The organism is Bacillus atrophaeus (genome assembly GCF_001584335.1).
GTDB classification, from domain to species: Bacteria; Bacillota; Bacilli; order Bacillales; family Bacillaceae; genus Bacillus; species Bacillus atrophaeus.
Genome location: NZ_LSBB01000005.1, coordinates 33,820 through 51,703, shown reverse-complemented (window position 1 = coordinate 51,703; position 17,884 = coordinate 33,820). Strand labels below are relative to the sequence as shown.

Sequence of the window (17,884 nt, the reverse complement as noted above, 5' to 3'; positions counted from 1 at the left end):
ATAGCGGCTTTTTTTAGTGGTTACAGATTCATTGAGTAAATGGTAAAAGATAAATATGTCGCAAAGGCGCTCCATAAAAAATAAGGGAGAAGAAGGTATGATGCGGCCTTGTTGAGCTTATTTGCTATAACGATCACTATCAGCGCCGTTACCGCCACAAGCAGACAATCAATCGATGCGGCAAGCATACTTTTTTGGGAAAACTGAAAATAACTGAATGCTTGATTCAATATGTAATTGATGAAAAGTACAATCCAAAAGCCTTTCGCCTGTCTGAATGTGTATACGGCAAAAATAATAGCTGCGGCAAGAGAAATCAGGGCAAACAGAATCGCCCAAATGATTCCGATGGCAGATCCGCTTGGCGTCCACTCGGGCTTATGAAGCGCATCGTACCAATCCCGGTCAACGGGAAATAAAAAGCCCGCTGCCGAAAACAGGGCGTATGTAAGAATGAAAACGAGAACTGCACCTATTGTTTTTTTCACTTTGTCTCCTCCATTTGTATCTTTTTACATAATCTATCATTCCTTTAATGTAGAAGGATCAAACCCCCGATATGCGGGGGACTGTGAACATTTTAGATCAATGGATGTAAAGCCGCCGCTTTTACCCGTTCATATTCAAACGCTGACTCTAATTCTTCTCGCGGTAACGCCGATTTTCTTACATATTTTTCGCGGATTACATCATAAAGTTCATAAGGAAACAGCATATCAATAAACATAACTCTTTTCTGTTCGTCTGTTAAAGGCGCTGCGGTTTCATATGCATTGAGCATGACGTAAAAGGTTTTTTCATCCCAAACTCCGGTCGTGTCCAAAAGCGGAATGATCATTTTTCTGAGGTCACGGATGGGCAGGTCGAAGGAGACGGTATCTAAGTCAATGACCCAGATTTGATCATTTTCTCCAAGAAGCGTATTTCCTGTTCCGTAATCCTGATGACATAGGTTAGGCTGATGTTTCAATTGTTCGGTCCAAGATACGTAAGAAGACTGTAAAAGACGGTCTAACACACCCTTCCCATCTTGAATAAAGTGATCGATTTCCTGTAGATATAATTGGGAAAACGGATCGTCCTTTTCAGCTTGAGCCATCAGTTTCCATGTTTCCATTTGTTTGCATCTTTTAATATAGTGGTTCGGCCAGCGTCCAAGCTTTGTGAAAACAGGCACGCCGTTGGGAGGCTGATAGCCGACAGAAGCAGTGTGGAATTCTGCGAGCCCTTTCATAATAAATTCTAAATCTTTCTCAACGGTCAGTTCAAAAGGCCTTCCCTCAATCCAGTCATAAACCACAAATAAAAAAGCCCCGTGCTTTGTATATAGGTTTCCATTTTTAGCCTCCAAGATAGCGGGAACCTTCATGCCTTTCTTTGCTAAATAATCTTGGGCGAAAATGGAGAACAGCGCCTTCTTTTCTGGTCTGTGGATTCTTTTTAAGCATACGGCGCCCGAGTTTGTATGGATTTTCCAAACAAGAGCCATTTGATTTCCTTGAATGACTTCGATTTTTTCCGCTTGCAGGTCCCACCCCTGAAGAACATTTTCAGCAAGTGAGGTCAGCTTTTTCTCGTCTTCAATTGATAAAGGAAGTTCTGTTGATTTCCCCTCCTCAGTGACTTCATGGTTCTCTGCCATTTAAGGACACATCCTTACCTGTTTTACTTCTACAGTATGAATAACCAGAAAAAATGATTTAGATATATGACTATATTTTTTAAAATCCATGGTTGTTTACCCCTTTTTTTATTTGGGGCAGTCCATTCCGCACAAGTTGGTCATTAAGCCGTATCATGTTTCTAACTAGTTAAAACATGTAAGAATGGAGGCTATGTATGAAAATAGCACTGATCGCCACAGAGAAGCTTCCTGTTCCTTCGGTAAGAGGCGGCGCCATACAGATCTATCTGGAAGCGGTTGCTCCGCTTATTGCAAAAAAACATTCAGTTACGGTTTTTTCGATTAAAGATCCCAGCCTGCCGGAAACAGAGACTGCCGATGGGGTTCATTATGTACATTTAGATGAAGAACATTATGCAGAATCAGTAGGAAAAAAACTTAGAAAAGGGAATTTCGACCTTGTTCATGTTTGTAATCGCCCAAGCTGGGTGACTTATTTAAAGAAACAGGCTCCGGATGCAGTCTTTGTGCTGAGCGTTCATAATGAAATGTTTGCTTATGAAAAAATCAGCGAGCGGGAAGGGAATGAATGCATAGATGCGGTCGCCCAAATTGTAACGGTGAGTGATTATATCGGCCAAACGATTACAAGCCGTTTCCCGTCAGCCCGCTCTAAAACAAAAACGGTATATTCCGGTGTTGATTTAAAGACATATCACCCCCGCTGGACAAAAAAGGGACAGCAGGCGAGAGAAGATATGCGGAACGAATTGGGGCTTCAAGGAAAGAAAATTGTGTTATTTGTGGGCAGGCTCAGCAAAGTGAAAGGCCCCCATATCTTATTGCATGCTTTGCCGCAGATCATTGAGCAGCATCCGGATGTCATGATGGTATTTATCGGTTCAAAATGGTTTGGGGACAATGATTTGAATAACTATGTCAAACACCTTCATACATTAGGCGCGATGCAAAAGGATCATGTGACATTTATTCAATTTGTAAAGCCTAAGGATATTCCCCGTTTGTATACAATGTCTGACGTATTTGTTTGCTCTTCGCAGTGGCAGGAGCCTTTAGCCAGGGTGCATTATGAAGCAATGGCCGCAGGGCTTCCTATCATTACGAGTAATAGAGGCGGCAATCCTGAGGTCATTGAAGAAGGGAAAAACGGCTACGTCATCAGGGAGTTTGACAAACCCGGTCACTATGCTGATTTGATTAATTCTCTCCTCAGCAGTTCATCAAAAAGAGAGAAGCTCGGCACATACAGCCGGACGGTTGCAGAAAACAAATTCGGCTGGAGCAGAGTAGCGGAGAATCTCCTCAGTGTCTATGAAACAAACAGATAGAAGGGGTGAACATATTGTACCAAAAAGAGCATGAAGAAAAACTGATACACGATGTCCTGGCCTATTATCCGTTTCAGGTTGAGCATGTCGCGCTGAAGTCAAACAAAAGCGGACGCAAGATTTGGGAAATCGAAACCGACAAAGGGCCGAAAATGTTAAAGGAAGCGCAAATAAAGCCTGAACGTATGCTGTTTATTACTCAGGCACACGCTCATTTACAGGAGAAGGGGCTGCCAATCGCTCCCCTTCATAAAACAAAAAACGGGGGAAGCTGTATAGGAGCGGACCACATTTCTTATAGCCTTTATGATAAAGTGCCGGGAAAAGAAATGATCTATTACAATACAGAGCAAATGAAAAAAATCATGGAGTTCGCAGGCCGCTTCCATCATGCGGCCAAGGGATATGTTTGCTCGGATGAAAGCAAGAAAAGAAGCAGGCTGGGCAAATGGAATAAATTATATCGGTGGAAGCTGCAGGAGTTGGAAGGAAATATGCAGATTGCATCCTCTTTTCCAGATGATCCGTTTTCTCAAACCTTTTTATTGCATGCCGATAAAATGCTGGCGAGAGGCAAAGAAGCTCTCCGCAGGCTAGACGCCTCTGACTACGAGGAATGGACAAAAGAAACGCTCAAAAACGGCGGATTCTGTTTTCAGGATTTTACCTTGGCGCGTTTAACGGAAGTCGACGGCGAACCTTTTCTGAAGGAGCTGCACTCCATCACATACGATTTGCCTTCAAGAGATTTACGGATACTGTTCAATAAATTGATGGTGAAGCTATCGGTTTGGGATACCGAACTCATGGTATCGCTTCTTCGATCCTACGACGCGGTTTATCCTCTCACAGAAAAACAATATGAGATCCTATGGATTGACTTAGCGTTTCCTCATTTATTTTGTGCGATTGCCCATAAATACTATTTAAAACAGAAGAAATCATGGTCTGATGAAAAATACAATTGGGCATTGCAGAATATGATTTCTGTTGAGCATTCAAAGGAAGATTTTTTACAGCAGCTTCCGGCACTTTTTAAAGACATCAAATCACAGCAGGGAGTGAGCTGATATGAGAAGTAAACGAGATGCTGCCTCCATTTCCAAGCTGGATTTAGACTCATTTGTATTTACACCGCCGGGGTCTATGGGATGGCAGTCACATGAAACGGAAACAGGTTCAGACGATGATGCTTCAGAGGAACGTTTTTCTATGGCCGGCAGATTAAAAGAGTTTCCAAGCGCGGCAGCTCCGCCCCATTCAGGCAAGAAAAAGTCTTCAAAAAAATCGGGAAACCAAGCTTCAGCTCCGCCCCGCAAAGAGAAGAAGAGGAAGGCTCCTCCTAAAAACAAATCTCGAGATAAAAGAACAGCTGTCACTCACCTTCCGGGTAAGGGCATTGTGTCTCCATGGATTTCCAGTATCGTCAAAGGGGAAAGATAATCAAGTAAGCGGTGAGGCATAAACGGCATTTATGCCTTTTTTTAATGTGAAGAGCCCGCATCTGAAGATACGGGCACTTCTTATTTTGATTTTGATGCAGTGAAAACCTGTTTTGAAAAGCTTACATCTAGGTTTTGATTCAGCAGGGGAGGCAGATACTGTTCATTTAATGGTTGCAGGACGGATTGATAAACCGCATCGAGCCTTTTAGCGGCGTGGAGAAAGGTGAAAGAGGCTTCAACCCGGTTTCGGCCGTTTCTTGCTATTTTTTTCGATAAATTCATATTCGTGAAGACCTTGTCAACCGCTTTTGCGAACGATGAAGGTTTATCATAGTTTTCAATCACAAGACCGTTCACTTCATGTTTAACCACTTCGCCGTTTCCGCCGCGGTTGGTGGTGATTAAAGGCGTCCCGGCGGCCATCGCTTCATAATTCACCCGCGCGAGCGGTTCATTCCATTGGGAACTGCATACAAATACATCCGCCATTAAAAAGAGGTTTGGAATTTCATTTGCGGGAATAAAATTGGTGAAGAGGACGTGTTCTTTATAAGGTTTCGCGAGTTTACGCAAAAACGCCACGTATTGATTCACTCCGTCGTCACTAAACCATTTCCCCCCGGCTATGACCAAAACGGCGTTTTTATGCTGCTCCAAGATGCGTTTCATGCTATGGATTAAAAGATGAAGCCCTTTAGTCGGACTTAACCTGCCTGCGAATAATATGACTTTTTTATCTTCTAATTCGTATTTCTTGCGGTATTCCTCCCTGATTCTTGCCCCTTTTATTGTCCACACCGGCGGATAGGAAGGGAGATCAACACCGGAGTATACGACTTTTATTTTTTCTTTGGCTTCCGGAAACCGTTCGATGACAGTTTGCTTAATAAATGTACTGACGGTTGTGATCATGGACACATGTTTGATCACCTCTTTGCCTTGGGCGAAAGTCAGTTTTTTTTCGGAAAACATCTCATTATGCAGGCTGAGCACGACTCGGCTGTTCGGTGCGGCCTTTTTGTATAAAGGAACATTTAAAGGCCGGTTGAACACATGAATCAGATCAAATGATGACTTTCTCAGCTCATTTGCGACGGCCTCGCGATAATGGTTTTTTGGAAGATGAATATAGCGTACGCCATTTTTCGTTTCTTGTTGCGGGAGATCGGGATCTTCTATGGAGTAAATGGTCAGTTCATATCTGCTGCTAAAATAAGGTGCCACGCCGTCGATCATCATTTGAATCGCTCCTCCGCGTATCGCGGGAGACGGCAGTTTTTCTGTGCAAATAAAAGCAAGTTTCAACACAATTCACCTCGCATAAACGGACTGGAGGTATGCGAATTCTTTCGCCAATCCGTCTTTCAATGATATGGCGGGAGCGTAATTCAAGGCTTGTTTTGCTTTTGAGATATCAGCCCATGTTCGGCTCGGCTCACCGGATACTCTGTCTGAAAATGTCAAACGGATTTTTGTTCCGGAAATCTCTTCAAGCAGGGATATAACTTCCAGCACTGATGCCTGTTCGGTTCCGCCGATATTGAGCGTTTCTCCAATGAGGTTCTGCCGCTGAAGAACGGCCGCCGAGCCTTTTACACAGTCTTCGATAAATGTGAAATCCCTGATCTGCCGCCCGTCTCCGTAGACCGTGAGCGGTTTTTGGTCAAGGTGCTGTTTGATGAAGCGGTGAAACGCCATGTCAGGCCGTTGTCTCGGACCGTATACTGTGAAAAAACGGAGTGTGATCACAGGAAGGTTAAAGCTTTTTTGATAGACGCGGCAAAGTTTTTCCCCGGTCAATTTTGTCACGCCATATGGAGATAAGGGGTGCAGCTCGGCGTCCTCGCTTACTTTGCCAAGTTTTTCACCGTAAACTGAAGAGGTGGAGGCGAAAATAAATGCTTTTAAAGGTTGTTGTTTACAGGCTTCCAGCAGTCTTTGCAAAGCCAGGATATTGTGATGCACATAAGGGTGAAATTGATCGCCCCAGCTTGTGCGAACGCCGGGTATCGCGGCTAAGTGATAGACTGCATCAATGTCTGCCAGCAGGTGAGAAAGATCTGCTGTTAACAGATTTTCCTTAACAAATGTAAATCGTTTTTCTTCTAATAATGTTTCAATGTTTTTCAGTTTTAACCAAAAAGGAGTCGGGCCGATCATATCATCGACGCCTTTAACCGTATTCTCTTTGTCTTTCAGCAGCTCTTCACAAAGGTGGGAGCCGATAAAGCCGGCCGCTCCTGTCACTAGGATTTTCATCGAAGGCCAACTCCCGCACAGATTAATCCGCAAGCACTCAGCAGCTCTTTATTTAACACATTCCGTCCATCTATAATCAGACGGCCCTTCATTTTTTCAGCCGCTTCGGTCCAATTAAGTGTCAAAAACTCGGGCCACTCTGTCGCCAAAAATAAAAAATCGCTCTCAGATATCGCGTCCATGGCTTGGCTATGCTGGGTCACCTTGTTTTGCAGCGAGGGGGGGATTTCTGCTTCCGGGTCATAGGCATGAACGTCACATCCAAGCTGTATCAGTCTTTCCATCAGCCGGACGGCTTGGGAGTTTCTGATGTCATCAGTGTTCGGTTTGAAGGAGATCCCCAGCACCGCGGCTTTTTTATGATGAAGGGTTTCAAAATGCTCCTTGATTTTTTCTACATAAAGATCTAATTGCGTATCGTTAACGAGCTGGACGGCGCGCAGCAAGTCTGTATCAACCCTTTTTTCAGCCGCCGCATATTGAAGGGCCTGTAAATCCTTTGGAAAGCATGATCCTCCGTAGCCGATGCCTGCCTGTAAAAAGTCTTTGCCGATTCTGGGGTCCAATCCGATGGCTCGGGAAATGTCTGACACATCAGTCTCATATGCCTCACAAATTCGCGCCATTTCATTAATAAAAGAAATTTTAGCAGCCAAAAAGTAGTTGCTGGCATACTTTATCAGCTCTGCTCCGGTTAAGCTTGTAATGATATATGGCGCGTCTATGTGTTTGTAAATCGACTGCACGATGCCGACAGACACGTCATCTCCTTTTTTTACGCCGATGATGGTTTTATCCGGATGCAGCATGTCGTACAGCGCGTTTCCTTCTCTCAAAAATTCTGGGTTGGAGACAACGGCAAACATGGATTGAGAAACACCGGAGGCAATCAGGTCTTCTTCTATTTTTTCATTTGTCCCTGGGGGAACGGTGCTTTTTGTGATAATGGTTTTATAGGATCTGATGGATTGGCTGATATCTGTCAGGACGTGGTCAAGAGCCGTGACATCCACTGTACCGTTTGAAAGAGAAGGTGTTCCGACAGCAATAAAAATAACCGCACATTCGGCTATGCTTTCTTTTACGAGGGAGCTAAACGTTAGATTTTTGGAGCTTTTCACTGCATCGGAGAGCCCAGGTTCGTAGAAGGGAATGTCCCCGTTATTCAGCCGTTCAATTTTATAAGTATCTTTGTCTGTGCAAATGATTTGATGTCCGATTGATGCTAATGCCGCTGATAAGGTTAAGCCGACATATCCGGCGCCAACCACGCAAATTTTCATCGCCTGAGCTCCTTTACAAGATGACTGGTCATATATAGTATCCTATTAAAAAAGAGCTGTTTCGTGATTCGGTTTTCCGCCTATATAAGGATTGGAGAAAATAATGGCTGGACGCAGGATGGTTAGGGAGGAGGAAAAATATAAAACCCCCGGCGCAGCGGGGGTTAATCAGCGTGCAGATCACCAAATGTTGTCATGATACCCTCTTCATCAAGTTCTTCTTCATAGCGTTCATGTGCTCTGCTTGGATACACTGTTATTTCTTTACCTGTTATATCTGTCGCGATAAAGTTTTCATATGATTCTGTATTGCCGATATTTTCCTCAGCGTTCATCGTCATATCATCATAGCTGAGCGGCGGATTTTCCATGTCTTGCGGGGTTTGTGAGTTCCCGTATTTTTCGACGTCTTGATATGCATCCTCACTGTCGTAGGGCGCTCTTATTTCTTCATCGCTGTCAAACTCGAATTGCCCGAATGGTGTTTCCTCTTCGATGGGCCGGTCTTTAGAAACTGTATCTTGTGAAGAATATTCAGCAAGTGTTGTAGCGGTCGGAAGCGCCTCAAGACGTTCAAACGGAATTTCCTTTCCGCTGGCTTCACAGATTCCGTAGGTGCCGTTTTCTATTGCTTGTAAAGAATGTTCAATGTCCCGAAGATGCTCTCTTTCATGTAAATCAAGGGCAATGTCTTTTTCCCGTTCGTAAAGCTCTGTCGCTTGATCGCCGGGGTGGTTGTCATATGCTGAGAGCTCGCCCCATGAATCATACGGAAATGCAGAATTCAATTGAAAATGGTCATTGTCTTTGAATCGGTTTAAAATATCTTGTTTTGTCTGTTCGAGTTCTTTTTTCAGGTGCTGCAGTTGTTCATTTGTAAGCAAATTGATCGCCTCGTTTCTCTGTCGTGCTACCTTTAGTATGAACGATTTTTGCGAGAACTTTCATGAGAAAGAGAAGGAGAAATATGGTGGATTTTCCTTTCGGAAGAAGCAGATATAATTATTGCTAAGCAAGGGTGAAGAAATTTCAGGTTTGTTTCTTTTTCATTTGAGCAATTAGGTTTATAATAAGTAAGGCAGGTATTTTGGACTGCTCGATCTGTGTTGTTGACACAATGAAATCACAGGTGTATTGTATTAAAAGCATTTTACGGATTTTGGAGGAATGTCTCATGGTGACAACAGTGCAGCGTACTTTCCGAGAGGAAGTTCCTTTTGCATTACATAAAGCCAAACAAGTCAACCATGCTGTCTTATTAAGCTATTCGAGACGAATTGAGTCTCTGGACCCTCTATCATTTTTCAATTACGGAGCAAAAAAATATAAGGGTAAACGATTTTTTTGGTCAGAACCAGATAGTGAATTGACAATAGTCGGTCTTGGCAAAGAAGCTGTTTTCCGGACGGATGAAAAAAACGATGAGCGGTATCACGTGGTTTTTGAAGAATGGGAGCGCTTTAAAAAGACGGCTTTTCATATTCATGATGAAGAAAAACTGCAGCAGGCAGCGGTAGGGCCTGTTTTATTCGGAGGTTTTTCCTTCGATCCTCTGGAAACAAGAGGGGATGAGTGGGATCATTTTTCTGAAGGCAATTTCTTTGTTCCGTCGCTTATGCTGACGAAAACGGATGACGGACAATTTTTGACGGTCAATCAATGGGTCAGCCAAAACGAGCAGGCGGAAGATGTATTGGCAAGCTTACAATCGTTTGCGGACAATATCGCGGTTTCTTCTTTAGATGAAGAGGCGCAGGCAAATATCACGCAGACTGAGGAACTTGACCGGGAAGATTGGCTCAAAGCGGTTAAAACCGCAACAGATGAAATTAAAGAGGGCCAGTATGACAAGGTAGTGCTTGCCCGCGAGGTGAAGCTGACGTTCGACAGGTCTGTCCGAGTTCACAGCGTGCTTCGCAAACTGCTGAAGGATCAAAAAACGAGTTATATTTTCGCTGTAGAAGAAGGAAACAAAAGCTTTGTCGGGGCGTCACCTGAAAGGCTGATTAAGAAAGAAGGAACACGTGTGATGTCTTCTTGTCTGGCAGGCTCAATCAAACGCGGAGCTGATCCGGAAGAGGACCGCGAAATGGAGCTTGAATTGTTAAACGATGAGAAGAACTTATTAGAGCATGATATCGTGGTCAATATGATTCATGATGCTTTTTTATCAAGCTGTGACACCGTCGAAAAACCAGATGGTCCTGAACTGTATAAGACGAAAAACGTTCAGCATTTATATACGCCGATTGTCGGACAGCTTAATCATTCGGATTCCATGTTTGACTTAATTAAAAAACTTCATCCTACTCCGGCTTTGGGCGGGGCACCTCGGGAAAAGGCCGTGGAAGTCATAAGAAAACTTGAGCCGATGTCCCGAGGCTGGTATGCGTCCCCGGTGGGCTGGATTGACAGCCAGGATAACGGCGAATTTGCAGTTGCCATCCGGTCGGGCCTTATTGCAGACAGCCAAGCCCGTTTATTTGCGGGATGCGGCATTGTCGCTGACTCAGATCCGCAAGCAGAGTATGAAGAAACACAAATCAAATTAAAGCCGATGATCTCTGCTTTAGGAGGTGACAGGCATTGACAGTGAATCCGATCACACATTATATTGGAAGTTTTATTGATGAATTTGCCTTGTCAGGGGTGACGGACGCTGTCATTTGTCCTGGTTCAAGATCAACTCCTTTGGCGATTCTGGCTGCTGCCCATCCGGATATTCATGTTCATGTCCAGATTGACGAAAGGTCCGCCGCATTTTTCGCCCTGGGACTGGCAAAAGCGCAGCAGCGGCCCGTGATGCTTATTTGCACATCAGGCACGGCAGCTGCTAATTTTTATCCTGCTGTGATTGAAGCCCATTATTCGAGGGTTCCGATTATTGTGTTGACTGCTGATCGGCCGCACGAACTGCGCGAGGTGGGAGCACCGCAGGCGATTGATCAGCACTTCTTATTCGGTAACTTTGTTAAGTTTTTCACAGACTCGGCTCTGCCAGAAAATGATCCCCATATGCTCCGTTATATTCGGACGCTGGCAAGCCGTGCCGCAGGGGAAGCCGGCAAGCGGCCGATGGGGCCGGTTCATGTGAATGTGCCGCTGCGAGAGCCGCTTATGCCAGATCTCTCTGATCATCCGTTTGAGAGAAAACGAACGGGAAGCCATGTGTCTGTTAAAACGGGGACACACTCAGTTGATAATGATTCTTTGTCTGATATCAAGGCGATTCTGGCTGATGCTGAAAAAGGGATGATCGTCTGCGGAGAAATACAAGGCGAAACTGAAAAAGAGCATATTCTTGCCCTTTCTGATGCGTTACAGTATCCGATTTTAGCCGATCCGCTGTCTAACCTGCGAACAGGCGCTCATGACAAGTCAATGGTGATCGACGCCTATGATTCGTTTTTAAAGGACGACGAACTGAAAGCAGTTTTGCGTCCGGATGTTGTGATCCGTTTTGGGCCGATGCCCGTTTCAAAGCCGCTATTTTTATGGCTGAAGGAAGATTCGGATATTCAGCAGATTATAATAGATGAGGACGGCGGCTGGAGAGACCCGACGCACACGAGTGCTTACATGATTCACAGCAATGCTGGGGCGTTTGCCGATGCCTTATTGTCGGACGGATTTGAAAACAGACCGGCTGAATGGCTGGAGAAATGGCAATTTGTCAATCAACGGTTCCGATATCATCTTCAGTCCGTAAGCAGTGAGGAAATCTCATTTGAAGGAAATCTGTACAGACAGCTTCAGCATCTCATTCCGGAAAACAGCTCGCTGTTTGTCGGAAACAGTATGCCGATTCGTGACGTGGATACGTTTTTTGAAAAACAAGACCGCCAGTTCCGAATTTACGCGAATCGCGGCGCTAATGGGATAGATGGTGTCGTATCTTCAGCTATGGGTGTTTGTGAAGGGACAAAAGCGCCGGTAACGCTTGTGATTGGAGATTTGTCTTTTTATCATGACTTAAACGGTCTTTTAGCCGGGAAGAAACTTGGAATCCCGCTTACCGTCATTCTTGTTAACAATGATGGCGGAGGAATTTTCTCTTTTCTGCCGCAGTCATCCGAACAAACGCATTTTGAAGATTTGTTCGGCACTCCGACGGGCCTTGACTTTAAGCATGCCGCCGCTCTCTACGGAGGGACGTATTCATGTCCGGAGTCATGGGAAGAATTCCGCCAATCATACGCGCCTCAAGCAGATGAGCCCGGGCTTCATATTATAGAAATCAAAACGGATCGCCAGTCAAGGGTGCAGCTCCATCGTGATTTGCTGAATTCGGTTGTGCAGGAAGTGAAAAAAGAATGGGAACTGTAAAGATTACAGTCTCAGACGGCGTTTGTTACGCTGTGAGCGATCACAATCCGAATGCTTCTGAGGCTGTCGTTTGTCTGCACGGATTCACCGGCAGTAAAGATTCCTGGACGTTTCTTGATGCAATGTTCCCTGAATCACGTTTGGTGAAGATTGATTGTTTAGGGCATGGGGAAACAGACGCGCCTATCGATGGGCGCAGATATAGCACGAGCCGGCAAGTTTCTGACCTTGCCGAGATTTTTAACCAATTAAAACTTCACAAAGTGAAACTTATTGGTTACTCTATGGGAGGAAGGCTTGCTTATTCTTTTGCCGTAACATTCCCTGAACGTGTGGCCGCGCTTGTGCTGGAAAGCACCACGCCTGGTTTGAGAACACTTGAGGAACGGAAAGCCAGAATCATGAAGGATCGAAAGCTTGCTGATTCTATTTTAAGAGATGGCATTGTGTCTTTCGTTGATTATTGGGAAAGCATTCCTCTGTTTTCCTCCCAGCGTTTGCTTGATGAAAGCAAACGGGATGTTATACGAAGAGGGCGCCTGCAAAATAGTCCCATTGGTCTTGCCAACAGTTTAACGGGAATGGGAACCGGTTCCCAGCCTTCCTGGTGGGACAAATTAGAGCAAATAACCGCTCCGGTTCTTCTCATTTGCGGAGAATGGGACGAAAAATTTTGCGGCATCAATAAAAAGGTGCATGAACGGCTTTCTTACAGTAAAATTAAGATTGTCAAACAGGCCGGGCATACGGTTCATGTGGAACAGCCGCGTTTTTTTGGTAAAATAGTAAGTGAATTTTTATCGTCTGAGAAAGCATAATACTTTGTGCTTACTTAACGTGAAAAAGTGAGCCTGATATTGCCGGGCTCATATGTAAAATAGAGGAGGTCATATAATGGCTGCAGAATGGAAAAGCGAACGAAAATATGATGAAATTTTGTATGAAACGTATAACGGCATTGCCAAAATAACAATTAATCGACCAGAGGTACATAATGCGTTCACCCCTAAAACGGTGTCGGAAATGATCGACGCGTTTGCTTACGCGAGAGATGACTCAAATATCGGTGTCATTGTCCTTGCAGGTGCGGGAGACAAAGCATTTTGTTCAGGCGGAGATCAGAAAGTGCGCGGCCATGGAGGCTACGTCGGTGACGACCAAATCCCGCGCCTTAACGTTCTGGACCTACAGCGTTTAATCCGGGTAATCCCTAAACCTGTCGTAGCCATGGTTTCTGGCTATGCAATCGGCGGAGGCCATGTACTTCATATTGTCTGTGATTTAACAATCGCCGCTGATAACGCGATCTTCGGACAAACAGGCCCTAAAGTGGGAAGCTTTGATGCAGGTTATGGCTCAGGCTACTTAGCGCGTATCGTCGGACACAAAAAAGCGCGTGAAATTTGGTACCTATGCCGTCAATACAACGCCCAGGACGCTTTGGAAATGGGTCTTGTCAACACGGTTGTTCCTTTAGAGAAGCTTGAAGAAGAAACGATTAAATGGTGTGAAGAAATGCTTGAGAAAAGCCCGACCGCTCTCCGTTTTCTCAAAGCTGCGTTTAACGCGGATACAGACGGACTTGCCGGAATCCAGCAGTTTGCAGGGGACGCCACTCTTCTTTACTACACAACAGATGAAGCAAAAGAAGGCCGTGACTCCTTTAAGGAAAAACGCGATCCTGATTTCGGACAGTTCCCTCGTTTTCCGTGATCAAACGATACTTGAAACAGCTTGAGCCATTGCGGTCCAAGCTGTTTTCTTTGAATACAGTAATTTTACCTCGGAGATGATGATATGCTGACAGAACAGCCCAACTGGCTCATTCAAAGGGCACAGCTTACACCTGAGAGAATCGCTCTCATCTATGAAGGCAAAAGCCTCACATTTGCAGAACTATATGCCGCCTCGAAAAAAATGGCCGCGCAGCTTTCCGCGTGTTCTTTACATAAAGGAGACACAGCCGCCATTTTGCTGGGGAACAGAGCCGAAATGGTGTACGCCGTTCACGCCTGCTTTCTGCTGGGCGTCAAAGTTGTACTCTTAAATACAAAGCTGTCCAAACATGAAAGGCTGTTCCAGGTAGAGGATTCCGCGGCCCAGCTCTTACTGACGGATTCAAACTTCCGGAAACAGGATTATGAGCATATAATCAAGACGGTTGACATCGATGAGCTTACTGCAGTGGAAATAGAAGACATTGAGGTTGAATCTTATATGCAAATGGACGATACTGCAACGCTCATGTATACCTCGGGAACGACGGGCAGGCCGAAGGGAGTGCAGCAAACATTCGGAAACCATTATTCCAGTGCGGTGTCCTCAGTTCTTAATTTAGGTGTAACCGAACGGGATCGCTGGCTTATCGCATTGCCGCTGTTTCATATCAGCGGGCTGTCGGCTTTGTTTAAATCTGTGATATACGGGATGGCCGTTGTCCTTCATGAAAGGTTTTCTGTGAGTGATGTGCTGGATGCGGTCAGCCGGCATCAGGTGACAATCATATCGGCAGTGCAGACAATGCTATCGAGCCTTTTGGCGGAAACGGATCGCTGTCCTGATTCGATCAGATGTATTCTGCTTGGAGGAGGCCCCGCGCCGCTGTCTTTGCTTGAAGAATGCCGTCAGAAGGGATTTCCGGTTTTTCAATCCTATGGCTTAACGGAAACGTGCTCGCAGATTGTCACTCTTTCACCTGAATTCAGTATGGATAAGCTCGGATCAGCCGGTAAGCCGCTGTTTTCATGTGAAATCAGAATTGAAAAAGACGGTGAAACGTGCGAGCCGCTTGAACATGGAGAAATTATGGTTAAAGGGCCGAATGTCATGAAAAGTTATTTTAACCGAGAAAGCGTAAATGAAGCTTCTTTCCATAATGGATGGTTTAAAACCGGCGATCTCGGTTATTTGGATGATGAAGGTTTTTTATATGTGCTGGACAGGCGTTCTGATTTAATCATTTCAGGGGGGGAAAATATCTATCCTGCAGAAGTGGAGTCCGCGCTGCTCGCCCATCCTTCTGTAGCCGAAGCGGGTGTATCAGGAGCCGAGGACCCCAAATGGGGAAAGGTGCCGCACGCCTATCTTGTTTTGCGTAATCCGGTCAGTGCAGAAGCGCTGGCTTCGTTTTGCAGAGAACGTTTGGCTAAATATAAAATACCGGCAAAATTTTTTGTACTGGATCAGCTGCCGCGAAATGCCTCAAACAAGCTTTTGAGACATCAGCTGAAGGATGCATGTAAAGGAGAGCTGTTATGATTCAGATTGAAAAAATCACGCTTTATCATGTAAGTATGAAATTGAAAAAGCCATTCAAAACAAGTATAGAAACGCTTCAAGAACGTAAATTTTTAATAGTTGAGGCGATTGATCAGTCCGGAGTTGTCGGCTGGGGAGAAGTGTCCGCGTTCTCCTCTCCGTGGTACACCGAGGAAACGATTCAAACCTGCTTACATATGCTGAAGGATTTCTTTATTCCTAATGTAGTCGGCCGTGAATTTTCCCACCCCTCTGACGTGCCGGACAGCCTGGAGCGGTTTAAAGGAAACCGGATGGCAAAAGCCGGACTGGAATCCGCTGTATGGGACATCTACGCGAAACGCAAGGGCATCACGCTTGCTGAAGCGCTCGGCGGTTCAAGAGGGAAAATTCCCGCAGGCGTGGTTGTCGGTCTTGCGCCGCTGGATGATATGCTGCGTGATATCGAACAATATATAAAAGAAGGTTATCAAAGGATTAAAATTAAAATTCAGCCGGGGAATGACATCGAGCTATTAAAAGCCATTCGCAGCCGATTCCCTCAAGTTCCGCTGATGGCTGACGCAAACTCTTCCTATCAGCTGAAGGACATCAGCCGAATTAAAGAGCTTGATGATTTTCATTTAATGATGATTGAACAGCCTCTCCAGGCTGATGACATAGTCGACCACCGCCACTTGCAAAAGCATCTTAAAACCGCCATTTGCCTTGACGAAAGCATCTGTTCGGCTGATGATGCAAGACGTGCTATTGAACTGGGAAGCTGCAAGATTATCAATATAAAGCCGTCCCGGGTCGGCGGATTGACTGAAGCACTCAAGATTCATGATCTATGCAAAGAACACCACATGCCAGTCTGGTGCGGCGGCATGCTTGAAACAGGCATTTCCAGAGCGCAGAATGTGGCGCTTGCTTCATTGCCTCAATTTACGATCCCGGGGGATATCTCATCCTCATCCAGGTATTGGGAGGAAGATATCGTGACACCGGACATCCGCATTGATAAAGGCTTTATATCTGTGCCGGAGCAGCCGGGTTTAGGCGTTGAGGTGAATCAGGAAATTATGAGAAAATACGTGACAAAAATGGATGTTTTTACGAGGAATAGCTGAGAATAATTGCTTTTTAGCAATTTGTGAAGATCTTAAACTTGCTGATATAGTAAAACCGTTAGATAAAACATCCCCTTCTCGTTTGAACCGGCTGATATCAGTCGGTTTTTTTTATGAAAACAGCTTGACAAAAATGGAGATACGCGATAATTTTGCACTAAGGAAACTTTTTGTCACTTATGAACAAAAGGTGTTTTTAGCTAATTAAATGTCATATGTCTAAAAAAAGAATACATAGAATAGGAGTATATTCTTATTTTTTAGCATGCATTCGGGGAGGGAAAATAGAATGAAAAAAAGCGCATTATTTATTGCAGTCATTATGGTTAGTTTTGTATTAGCGGCTTGCGGTTCAAAGTCTTCCGGCGGAAGCGGCGATGACAAGCTTAAAGTGACGACCACAACGGCCCAAATAGCGGATGCGGCGGAAAAAATCGGCGGCAGACATACCGAGGTCACCTCATTGATGGGACCTGGCGTTGATCCTCATTTGTATAAAGCCTCCCAAGGCGATACAAAAAAATTAACCGACGCTGATATTGTGTTGTACAGCGGTTTGCATTTAGAAGGGAAAATGGAGAATATACTTAAAAAAATCGGTGAGCAAAAACCGACTGCTCCCGTTGCTGAGGCTATTCCTGAAGAGAAGCTGATATCGACAGAAGAAGACCAAGATATGCATGACCCGCACGTTTGGTTCAGTATTCCGTTATGGCTGTACGCTATTGATGAAGTAGAAAAACAATTGAGCGAAGCAAAACCGGAATACGCCGATGAGTTTAAAAAGAATGCAGAGAAGTACAAAGAAAATTTGAAAAATTTAGATAAAAAAGCGCGTGATCAAATTGAGAGCATTCCTAAGAAAAGCCGGGTGCTAGTCACTGCTCATGATGCTTTTGCGTATTTTGGGAAGGAGTATGGGTTTGAGGTGAGAGGACTGCAAGGGCTCAGCACCGATTCTGATTACGGATTAAAGGATGTACAAGAGCTGGTTGATGTGCTGGCGGATAAAAATATTAAAGCTGTTTTTGTTGAAAGCAGCATATCTGAAAAGTCAATAAACGCAGTCGTCGAGGGGTCTAAAGAGAAGGGGCACAATGTGTCAATCGGCGGCCAGCTATATTCTGATGCAATGGGAGCAAAGGGGACAGAGGAAGGAACATATGAAGGAATGTTTACACATAATATTGATACAATTGTCAATTCACTTAAATAAGCAGAGAGGGGG

16 protein-coding genes are annotated in these 17,884 nt (G+C 44.8%); 10 read left to right on the top strand and 6 right to left on the bottom strand.

The window, feature by feature from the left end:
* Positions 1-20: 20 nt before the first annotated feature.
* Both AXI57_RS07420 and AXI57_RS07415 read right to left on the bottom strand, forming a co-directional pair.
* The gene (locus AXI57_RS07420) at positions 21-488 is read right to left on the bottom strand and encodes a TspO/MBR family protein (protein WP_061669726.1); all 468 of its coding nucleotides are present in this window, start codon (positions 486-488) and stop codon (positions 21-23) included.
* Between the two features lie 92 nt (positions 489-580).
* Positions 581-1,642, bottom strand: coding sequence for a CotS family spore coat protein (locus AXI57_RS07415; protein ID WP_061669725.1), 1,062 nt, complete (start codon positions 1,640-1,642; stop codon positions 581-583).
* 197 nt (positions 1,643-1,839) lie between these two features.
* Between AXI57_RS07415 and AXI57_RS07410 the strand changes: the two genes are divergently transcribed.
* From AXI57_RS07410 to AXI57_RS07400, 3 genes are read left to right on the top strand one after another with little or no spacing between them, the layout of a single operon-like run.
* Positions 1,840-2,973 (top strand): glycosyltransferase family 4 protein, encoded by a 1,134-nt coding sequence (locus AXI57_RS07410; protein ID WP_061669723.1) that lies wholly within the window; start codon positions 1,840-1,842, stop codon positions 2,971-2,973.
* A gap of 14 nt (positions 2,974-2,987) precedes the next feature.
* Complete coding sequence (gene cotS, locus AXI57_RS07405; RefSeq protein ID WP_061669721.1) at positions 2,988-4,043, top strand: spore coat putative kinase CotS; 1,056 nt, start codon at positions 2,988-2,990, stop codon at positions 4,041-4,043.
* A 1-nt stretch (position 4,044) separates the two neighbouring features.
* Positions 4,045-4,416, top strand: coding sequence for a hypothetical protein (locus tag AXI57_RS07400; RefSeq protein WP_061669720.1), 372 nt, complete (start codon positions 4,045-4,047; stop codon positions 4,414-4,416).
* Between the two features lie 80 nt (positions 4,417-4,496).
* Here AXI57_RS07400 and AXI57_RS07395 read toward each other — a convergent pair whose 3' ends face one another.
* The 4 genes from AXI57_RS07395 to AXI57_RS07380 form a co-directional block, all read right to left on the bottom strand.
* Positions 4,497-5,723, bottom strand: coding sequence for a glycosyltransferase family 4 protein (locus AXI57_RS07395; protein WP_061669719.1), 1,227 nt, complete (start codon positions 5,721-5,723; stop codon positions 4,497-4,499).
* Between the two features lie 6 nt (positions 5,724-5,729).
* A complete protein-coding gene (locus tag AXI57_RS07390; protein ID WP_061669718.1) occupies positions 5,730-6,677 on the bottom strand; it encodes an NAD-dependent epimerase/dehydratase family protein in 948 nt (315 codons plus the stop codon).
* Entirely contained in the window at positions 6,674-7,960 is a 1,287-nt protein-coding gene (locus AXI57_RS07385; RefSeq protein WP_061669717.1) for a UDP-glucose dehydrogenase family protein, read from the bottom strand. Before AXI57_RS07385 ends, AXI57_RS07390 begins: the two co-directional genes overlap by 4 nt.
* A 164-nt stretch (positions 7,961-8,124) precedes the next feature.
* Complete coding sequence (locus tag AXI57_RS07380; RefSeq protein WP_003324912.1) at positions 8,125-8,844, bottom strand: yteA family sporulation protein; 720 nt, start codon at positions 8,842-8,844, stop codon at positions 8,125-8,127.
* Positions 8,845-9,134: 290 nt separating this feature from the next.
* Here AXI57_RS07380 and AXI57_RS07375 point away from each other — a divergent pair, with 290 nt between their 5' ends.
* The 7 genes from AXI57_RS07375 to AXI57_RS07345 all read left to right on the top strand — a co-directional run bounded on the left by AXI57_RS07375 (position 9,135) and on the right by AXI57_RS07345 (position 17,872).
* On the top strand, positions 9,135-10,550 hold the full coding sequence (locus tag AXI57_RS07375) for an isochorismate synthase (protein ID WP_061669716.1): 1,416 nt from the start codon (positions 9,135-9,137) through the stop codon (positions 10,548-10,550).
* Entirely contained in the window at positions 10,547-12,286 is a 1,740-nt protein-coding gene (gene menD / locus AXI57_RS07370; protein WP_061669715.1) for a 2-succinyl-5-enolpyruvyl-6-hydroxy-3-cyclohexene-1-carboxylic-acid synthase, read from the top strand. Before AXI57_RS07375 ends, menD begins: the two co-directional genes overlap by 4 nt.
* Entirely contained in the window at positions 12,274-13,104 is an 831-nt protein-coding gene (gene menH / locus AXI57_RS07365; protein WP_061669714.1) for a 2-succinyl-6-hydroxy-2,4-cyclohexadiene-1-carboxylate synthase, read from the top strand. The genes menD and menH overlap by 13 nt, the downstream gene beginning before the upstream one ends.
* A 76-nt stretch (positions 13,105-13,180) precedes the next feature.
* Entirely contained in the window at positions 13,181-13,999 is an 819-nt protein-coding gene (gene menB / locus AXI57_RS07360; protein WP_003324916.1) for a 1,4-dihydroxy-2-naphthoyl-CoA synthase, read from the top strand.
* A gap of 84 nt (positions 14,000-14,083) precedes the next feature.
* Positions 14,084-15,544, top strand: coding sequence for an o-succinylbenzoate--CoA ligase (locus tag AXI57_RS07355; RefSeq protein WP_061669713.1), 1,461 nt, complete (start codon positions 14,084-14,086; stop codon positions 15,542-15,544).
* Complete coding sequence (menC, locus tag AXI57_RS07350; protein ID WP_003324919.1) at positions 15,541-16,656, top strand: o-succinylbenzoate synthase; 1,116 nt, start codon at positions 15,541-15,543, stop codon at positions 16,654-16,656. Before AXI57_RS07355 ends, menC begins: the two co-directional genes overlap by 4 nt.
* Before the next feature lie 289 nt (positions 16,657-16,945).
* Entirely contained in the window at positions 16,946-17,872 is a 927-nt protein-coding gene (locus tag AXI57_RS07345) for a metal ABC transporter solute-binding protein, Zn/Mn family (RefSeq protein WP_061669712.1), read from the top strand.
* Positions 17,873-17,884 lie beyond the last annotated feature (12 nt).